Below are 8021 nucleotides of genomic sequence, written 5' to 3'. Positions count from 1 at the left end.
GGCGGTCCCGGCGCCGGGGCGGCGGGGGCACAGCGGGGCGCCGACGGGTGCGCGCGGCTGACGGCGTCGGCGCTCGCGCGGCTGGCGCGCGGGTGCCGGACGTCGACGGTCCGGCACCCGGCGCGCTAGCGGCGGGAGGCGGCTCGGCCGCGGCGGTACAGCACGACCCCGCCCACGATCATCGCGGCACTGGCACCGGAAGCGGCCAGCATGGCCTCGGCACCGGTGTGCGGCAGCTCGGGCGGAGATGTGTGGTGCCCACCGGGAGGCGTGTGCCCACCGGGCGGAGGGGTGTGCTCACCACCGGGAGGCGGAGTGTGCCCACCGGGAGGCGGAGTGTGCTCGCCACCGGGCGGGGGCGTGTGCTCGCCGCCAGGAGGAGGCGTGTGCCCACCGGGAGGAGGCGTGTGCTCGCCACCGGGAGGCGGAGTGTGCTCACCACCGGGCGGAGGAGTGTGCTCACCACCGGGCGGAGGAGTGTGCTCCCCGCCGGGAGGTGGTGTGTGGTCACCCGGCGGAGGCGTGTGATGGTCCCCGGGCGGAGGGGTGTGCTCCCCACCGGGAGGCGGAGTGTGCCCACCGGGCGGAGGCGTGTGGTCGTCCGGCGGGGGCGTGTGGTGGCCGCCCGGAGGCGGCGTGTGGTCGCCGTAGCCGCCGCCCTCCTCCTCCCCGGAGTCGTCCCCGTACCCGCCGTCCCCCTGGTGCCCGGAGTCGCCGTGACCGGGACCGTCGTCGCCGTGCCGCGGGCCGCGTGAGCCGTGCTTGCCCGAACCCGGCACGTCGGCACAGGAGTTGGCGAAGGCCGGATTGAGCCCGGCGACCACGTCGACGGAGTCGCCGCAGGCGTTGACCGGCACCTCGACGGGCGCCGCCGCGTTGTCGCCGGACAGGACGCCGGGCGAATCCGTGGCGACCCCGCTCGTGTGCGTGTCGGCGAGGACAGGGCTGCTGCACAGGGACAGAATGCTTGTCGCGGCGGCGGCCGCGACCATTCCCCTACTCAGGGTCTGTCGCAATCTCGTTGTCTTCCTGCTTGTAGAAGTGGGAAAAGCCGGCCCCGGACGGCATCGAGCGGTCCAGGGCCGGCCAAGACAGCCGGTACGGCTGAGTCGTTACGCGGTCAGTCGTTCACGCACGCGTTGCCGAACGCCGGGTTCAGCGCACCGATGACGTTGATCGTGTTGCCGCACACGTTGATCGGAACGTGGATGGGCACCTGGACCACGTTGCCGGAGAGCACGCCCGGGGAACCGACGGCGGCACCCTGAGCTCCGGAGTCCGCGAAGGCCGGGGCGGCCACGCCGAAGGCCATGATCACGCCCGCGGCGACAGCGGCGGTCTTCTTCATGAGATTTCCCTTCTCTGCGGTCATGCCCCTTTGTCGGCGTGTGACCGAGCGAGCACAGACGGAGCGGCTCGCGCCATGACCTGCAGGCTGTAGAACGAGGGATAGCCGTCGGAGAAACTACCGAACGCGTGGCGCGGGAGAATTCACTCGATTGCCCTGCACCGTCACTCATTTCCCTCGACCGCGCGGCGAAAAGACGCGCACAAAAACCCGGACGGCCCGCAGACATTCCTGCGGGCCGTCCGTTCGGTCGGATGCGACCTACTCCTCGGCGTTGGCCGACAGAACCGACAGGTCCTCGAGAACGTGCGACAGGGCGCCGTCCCGCTTGGACTGGGTGGAGTTGTCGCTGCACTGCTGGGTGAGCTGGTCCGACAGGATCGGGACGTCCTGGACGTTGACGATCTGCAGGACGCCGACGTTGGTGTCGCTCAGGCCGAGGCACGGCTTGTTGAGCGTGCCCTGGACCAGCGAGAGCTGGGGGCTCATGTCACCCTTGGTCGCCGAATTGCCGAACGACGACGTGGCGCCGTTACCGTTCTGCACGGTCGGTCCGTTGTCGTTGCCGATGGCAAGCGCCGTCGGAGCTGCCGCCACCGACATTCCGACGACAGAAGCGGCGGCCGCCGCGGCGGCCATTGCCTTCTTAAGCACTTCGCGTTCCTTTCCTCGTAGCGACACAATGCCCTACGGCCACATCAACCCGGCACGTGCGGAATGGTTGCGGGCGTTCACCCCTTTGGCCGTATCGCCGTCATGGGGACCCGTCCGGGGCCTGGTTCCGGCGGGGCTCCCGGGTGCTCCGCGCTATCGGCCGTCGGAGTGAACGGGAGAAACCTCCTCGCGGGCCCGCAGTTAGCCAGAACGCTCCGGTCCACGGGGCTTCCTGAGAAAGGACTGGCCAGTGATCAAGAAGATTGTTGCCACCGCGGCGATCGCCGCGTCCGCCGTGGGTGCCTCCGCCGCCGCGGCTCCGCAGGCACTCGCGATCGGCAACGACCAGGGGCCGACCGCGGCGAACGGCAACGGCTCGTGGCAGAGCTTCGGCAACTCGAGCACCTACGGGAACATGAGCCCGCAGATGGCGCTGATCCAGGGTTCCTTCAACAAGCCCTGCATCGCCGTCAGCGACCTGCCCATCGGTGTGCTCCAGGTCGTCAACGTCCAGGACGTGCCGATCCTGTCGGACCAGCAGACCCAGCAGTGTGCGGAGAACTCGACCCAGGCCAAGCGGGACGGTGCGCTGGCCCACCTGCTGGAGGACGTGTCGATCCTGTCCACCAGCGAAGAGGCCGGTCACTGATCCCGGTCCTCCGGTCAGGGCCGAAGGGGCCGCCGAGCATCTCGGCGGCCCCTTCGGCGTGTCAGCGCCGGTACAGCGCCTCGATCTCCTGCGCGTAGGCCGCCGTCACCACGTGCCGCTTGACCTTCAGGGACGGGGTGAGCATGCCGTTGTCCTCGGTGAACTCCCCCTCGACGAGCCGGAAGGCGCGGATCGACTCGGCGCGGGAGACGGCCGCGTTGGCGTGGTCGACGGCCTTCTGGATGTCGGCGCGCAGCCGTTCGTCCTCGACGAGTTCCGAGTGCGGGGTGTCGGCGGGCAGTCCGCGCACCGACAGCCAGTGGGCCATCGCCTCGGGGTCGAGGGTGATCAGGGCGGCGACGAAGGGGCGGTTGTCGCCGACGACCAGGCACTGGCCGACGGGGGCCTGGCTGCGCAGGCGGTCCTCCAGGACGGCCGGGGAGACGTTCTTGCCGCCGGAGGTGACGAGGAGGTCCTTCTTGCGGCCGGTGATGGTGAGGTAGCCGTCCTCGTCGAGGGCGCCGAGGTCGCCGGTGGCGAACCACTCGTCCTTCAGGACGGCGTCGGTGGCCCCGGGGTTGTTCCAGTAGGCGCCGAAGACGACGCCGCCCTTGACGAGGACCTCGCCGTCGCCGGCGATGCGGATCGCGGTGCCGGGGATCGGCTGTCCGACCGTGCCGGGGCGCGGGGCGAGGGGCGGGACGATGGTGGCGGCGGCGCTGGTCTCGGTGAGGCCGTAGCCCTCGTAGACGATGATCCCGGCCGCGGCGAAGAACAGGTTGAGCTCGCGGTCCAGGGGTGAGCCGCCGCTGATGGCGTAGCGCGTGCGGCCGCCGAGCTCCTTGCGGATACGGCGGTAGACCAGCAGGTCGTACAGGCCCCAGGCGGCGTAGAGGCCGGGGCCAGGCCCCTTGCCGCGGCCGAGGAACTTGTCCAGGTACGCCGCGCCGAAGCGGACGCCGACGCGGTGGGCGCGGTCGAAGGAGGCGGCGCGGCCCATCTTCTCGGCGGTGGCGCGGCCGGTGGCGTGGATCTTCTCGAAGAGGTACGGCACGCCGACCAGGAAGGTCGGGCGGAACTCCTTGAGCGCGGGCCGCAGTTCGTCGGGCTTGATGCTCGGGCCGTGGCCGATCTCGATGCGGGCCATCAGACAGGCGATCTGGAGCGTGCGGCCCATGATGTGGGCGAGCGGGAGGAACAGCAGGGTCGAGGCTGTCTGGTCGGTGACCTCCTTGAAGATGGGGTGGAGCAGCTCGACCGTGTTCGCGGCCTCGGCGTGCAGGTTGGCGTGGGTCAGGACGCAGCCCTTGGGGCGGCCGGTGGTGCCGGAGGTGTAGCAGACGGTGGCGATGGTGTCGGGGGTCAGGGCGGCGCGGCGCTTGGTGACCTCCTCGTCGGGGACGTCGAGCCCCTTGGCCCTGAGGGCGGCCAGGTCGTGGCCGTCGATCCGGAAGTACCGCACCGGGTCGGGTGAGGGGTGGTCGGCGGCGGTCGCGGTCCTCAGGTTGTCGTCGGTCTCCACGAAGAAGTGGCGCACCCCGGAGTCCCGGACGATCCACTCCACCTGCTGGGCCGAGGAGGTGGCGTAGACGGGGACCGTCTGGCCACCGGCCGCCCAGATCGCGAAGTCCAGGAGGGTCCACTCGTAGCGGGTGCGGGACATCACCGCGACCCGGCCGCCCGGTTCGAGTCCTTCGGCGATCAACCCCTTCGCCACGGCGGTGACTTCGTCGGCGAACCGCCGGGCGGTGACCGGTTGCCATGCCGTCCCGTCCCGGCGGTGCAGGACCACCGTGTCGGGGGCCTCGGTGGCGTTGGTGAAGGGGAGGTCGGCGAGGCTGCCCGTGGTCGGGGGCGGGGCGAGGGGCGGTGTGCGGGCCTCCCGTACGACACCGTTCTCGTCCCTGACGATCTCGACCCTGGTCCGGCCCGCCAGGTGTTTCGCCCTCTTCAGATCCCTGCGTACGCCCATGGTGGCTCCCCGGTCGGCTCCGACTGGGCCGCTAACTTACTCTGAAGTAAGAAAAGGTCAATGGGGCGGGCGTCAGTCCTCGAGGTGCCGGGCCCGGCGGATGGTGTCGGCGAGCTGCCCTACCGCGGGGTCCTCGGTGCGGCCCGCCAAGTCGTCCGCCCAGTCCGCCAGTTCACGCATCGACGGGCGTCCCGGCAGCCGGTCCTCCGCGTAGCCGTCCCGGAGGGCGTCGGCGAAGTAGGCGGCCACCGCGTCGACCTGGAAGCGGGGGTCCGCGTCCCGCAGCGAGTCGTCGAAGGTCTCCAGGCCGGCCGACTTCTCGTGCGGGGCCCGGGTCTTCGGGTCCTGCCAGCGGACGGTGGCCGTGGCGAGGTGCCCGTCGGCGCCGGGCCTGGTGCGGACCGCGTAGAGCGCGGTGACCGTGTGGCCGGGGCCGACCTCGCCGCCGTCCACGCGGTCGTCGCGGAAGTCGTCGTCGGCGACGCGGCGGTTGTCGTAGCCCACGAGGCGGAAGGAGGCGACCGTCTCGGGGTCGAAGGCGACCTGGGCCTTGGCGTCGCGGGCGGTCAGGTCGATGTTCTGCGGGAGCTGTTCGCAGAAGACCTTCTCGGCGTCGTCGCCGGAGACGTAGACGGTGTGGCCGTCGCCCTTGTCGGCGAGGCGTTCCATGAGGGCGTCGCCGTAGTCGCTGCCGACGCCGACGCCGAAGAGGGTGATGCCGTGCTCGCGGCGGGCGGTGTCGATGCGGTCGAGGATGGCGTCGGGGTCGGTCTCGCCGTCGTTGGCGAGGGCGTCGGAGATGAGGACGACCCGGTTGGTGGCGCCCTCGCGCAGGCCCTCGACGGCGGTCTCGTAGCCTGTCTCGACGCCCGCGCCGAGGTTGGTGGAGTACGTCGGCTCCAGGCTGTCGACCGCCTCGTGGACGCGGTCGCGGTGGCCGCCGAGGCGGGTCATCGGCAGGACCGTCTCGGCCTGGTCGCTGAAGGTGACGAGGGCGACCGAGTCGTCGTCGCGCAGCCGTTCCGTCATGGTGTCGAGGGAGTGCCGGGCGAGGTCGAGGCGGCCGGGCTCGGCCATGGAGCCGGAGATGTCGATGACGAAGGTCAGGGCGGCGGGCGGGCGTTCCGACTCCTCGGCGGCGCTCCTCGTGGCCAGGCCCACGCGGACCAGGGACCAGTCGTCGCGGTCGGTGCGGGCGCCGTCGACGGTGACCGTGAAGCCGTTGCCGTCGGGGCGGTCGTAGTCCTGGCGGAAGCTGTTGACGAACTCCTCGGGGCGGATCGTCGAGGGGTCGGGGCGGCGGCCCTCGGCGAGGGTGCGGCGGGCGTAGCCGTAGGAGGCGGTGTCGACGTCGAGGGCGAAGGTGGAGAGGTGGTCGGGTGACTCCCGTTCCGGGGAGTCCTGGTCGCGGGACTCCTCGTGACCCTGTTCCCCCTCGGGCTGGTCGGGGGCCGGGAAGCCCGAGTCGTACGAGCCGTCCTTCGCGCTGTCGGCGGTGCTCCTCCCCCCGTCGTCACCCCCGCTGCACCCGGTGAGCAGCAGGCCGCCCGCCAGTGTGAGGGCGAGCATCACCTGTCGTGTCCGCTGTCGCTCCATCGTCCGTACCCCCTGGGCCTGTTGACGTCGGCTTCTGCGACTGTGACGGGCCGGGGGGCCGGAACGTGCGCCACGGAGCGTTGCGGATGGGTCTCGAAGGGGGCACGGAGAGGGCCTGTCGAGACCGGGGGGAGATCTTCCGTTGACCTAGGAGACCACGTCCTTGCGGGCGAAACCCCGGAAGGCCAGGGCGAACAGCACCAGGGCGAGCGTTATCGACAGGGAGGTGCCCTGGATCATGTCGGACCACTGCAACGAGGGCTGTACGGCGTCCAGCCAGGCGTACTGCCAGTGCGAGGGGAGGAAGTCCCGCCAGTCGCCGAGGGCCGTCACCTGGTCCAGCACATTGCCGACGATGGTCAGGCCGACCGCCCCGCCGACCGCGCCGAGCGGGGCGTCGGTGCGGGTGGAGAGCCAGAACGCGAGGGCGGCGGTGACGAGTTGGGAGACGAAGATGTACGCCACCGTGATCAGCAGGCGCTGGGCCGCCGTGCCCGCCTCCAGCGCGCCGCCGGTGGGGAGCTGGAGCGGACCCCAGCCGTAGGCGGCCGTGCCGACCGCGAGGGCGACCAGCGGGAGCAGCAGCATCGCGGCCAGACTGAGCATGAGGCCGACGACGAGCTTGGACCACAGCAGACGGGCTCTCGGCACGGGGGCCGCGAGCAGATAGCGCAGGGAGGACCAGCTCGCCTCCGAGGCGACCGTGTCCCCGCAGAACAGCGCGACCGGGACGACCAGCAGGAAACCCGCGGAGGCGAAGAGGTTCACCGCGGCGAAGTTCGCCCCGGACACCGTCGCCGTGTCCATCAGGTTGACGCGGGTGTTGCCCGAGCCCGGTCCGCCGCCCAGCTGGAAGGCGATCAGCAGGACGAAGGGCAGGGCGACCAGGATGCCGAACATGACGAGGGTGCGGCGGCGCTTCAACTGCCGTACCAGCTCGACGCGGACCGGCAGCGTACGGCCCGCGCGGTATCCGTCGGCGACCTCCGCGCGCTCGGTCGGCGTGGTGCTCATGCGGAGTCTCCGATCAGGGTGAGGAAGGCGTCCTCCAGGCGGCGGTGCGGGCCCACCGACTCCACGGGGACCTCCAGCCGGACGAGTTCGGCGACCAGGCGGGCCGCACTGCCGTCGGCGTCGAGCCGTACGAGGAGGCCGCCGTCGGTGGTGACCGCCGAGGCCACGCCCGGCAGGGCCGCCACCTTCCCGGCCACGGGCTCCTCGACCGGTACGGCCGTGCCGACCAGGAGGGTGTCGCCGGAGCCGACGATCTCGCCGACCGGGCCCGCCTGGACGAGTCGGCCGTGGTCCATGACCACGAGGTGGGTGCAGGACTGCTCGACCTCGGAGAGGAGGTGGCTGGAGACGATGACCGTGCGCCCGGCGGCCGCGTAGCGGATCATCACCTCGCGCATCTCGCGGATCTGAGGCGGGTCGAGGCCGTTGGTGGGTTCGTCGAGGATGAGCAGGTCCGGCAGGCCCAGCATGGCCTGGGCGATGGCCAGGCGCTGGCGCATGCCCTGGGAGTAGGTGCGGACCGCGCGGGACAGCGCGTCGCCGAGTCCGGCGATCTCCAGCGCCTCGTCCATGTGGGCGTCCTCGGGGGGCCGGCCGGTGGCCTGCCAGTACAGCTCCAGGTTCTCCCGGCCGGACAGGTGCGGGAGGAAGCCCGCGCCCTCGACGAAGGCGCCGACGCGGGAGAGCACGGGGGCGCCGGGCGCGATGGCGTGGCCGAAGACGCGGACCTCGCCGCCGTCCGGCCTGATCAGGCCCATCAGCATGCGCAGGGTGGTCGTCTTGCCCGC

At 71.6% G+C, this 8021-nt stretch carries 8 protein-coding genes; 1 reads left to right on the top strand and 7 read right to left on the bottom strand.

What is annotated here, in order from left to right:
- Nucleotides 1–125: 125 nt before the first annotated feature.
- The 3 genes from AOJ26_RS42040 to AOJ26_RS21185 form a co-directional block, all read right to left on the bottom strand.
- On the bottom strand, nt 126–1016 hold the full coding sequence (locus AOJ26_RS42040) for a chaplin (protein WP_078959985.1): 891 nt from the start codon (nt 1014–1016) through the stop codon (nt 126–128).
- A gap of 104 nt (nt 1017–1120) precedes the next feature.
- A complete protein-coding gene (locus tag AOJ26_RS21190; RefSeq protein WP_053849904.1) occupies nt 1121–1348 on the bottom strand; it encodes a chaplin in 228 nt (75 codons plus the stop codon).
- Between the two features lie 261 nt (nt 1349–1609).
- Nucleotides 1610–2002, bottom strand: a complete 393-nt coding sequence (locus AOJ26_RS21185) for a rodlin (RefSeq protein ID WP_053849903.1) — start codon at nt 2000–2002, stop codon at nt 1610–1612.
- A gap of 250 nt (nt 2003–2252) precedes the next feature.
- Between AOJ26_RS21185 and AOJ26_RS21180 the strand changes: the two genes are divergently transcribed.
- Nucleotides 2253–2651, top strand: coding sequence for a rodlin (locus AOJ26_RS21180; RefSeq protein WP_053849902.1), 399 nt, complete (start codon nt 2253–2255; stop codon nt 2649–2651).
- 61 nt (nt 2652–2712) lie between these two features.
- Here the strand turns inward: AOJ26_RS21180 and AOJ26_RS21175 are convergent, their stop codons facing one another.
- From AOJ26_RS21175 to AOJ26_RS21160, 4 genes are all read right to left on the bottom strand, one after another.
- Nucleotides 2713–4623 (bottom strand): AMP-dependent synthetase/ligase, encoded by a 1911-nt coding sequence (locus tag AOJ26_RS21175; protein ID WP_053849901.1) that lies wholly within the window; start codon nt 4621–4623, stop codon nt 2713–2715.
- Nucleotides 4624–4695: 72 nt separating this feature from the next.
- Nucleotides 4696–6192, bottom strand: coding sequence for a vWA domain-containing protein (locus tag AOJ26_RS21170; RefSeq protein WP_234358634.1), 1497 nt, complete (start codon nt 6190–6192; stop codon nt 4696–4698).
- 174 nt (nt 6193–6366) lie between these two features.
- Nucleotides 6367–7233 (bottom strand): ABC transporter permease, encoded by an 867-nt coding sequence (locus AOJ26_RS21165; RefSeq protein WP_053849899.1) that lies wholly within the window; start codon nt 7231–7233, stop codon nt 6367–6369.
- On the bottom strand, nt 7230–8021 hold a 792-nt coding region (locus AOJ26_RS21160; protein ID WP_159044348.1), incomplete at its 5' end, for an ABC transporter ATP-binding protein. The genes AOJ26_RS21160 and AOJ26_RS21165, both read right to left, overlap by 4 nt.

Source organism: Streptomyces sp. NRRL B-24085 (assembly GCF_001282115.1).
Taxonomy (GTDB): domain Bacteria; phylum Actinomycetota; class Actinomycetes; order Streptomycetales; family Streptomycetaceae; genus Streptomyces.
The sequence above is the reverse complement of the archived record's forward strand: the minus strand, read 5'-3'. Positions and strand labels throughout refer to the sequence as shown.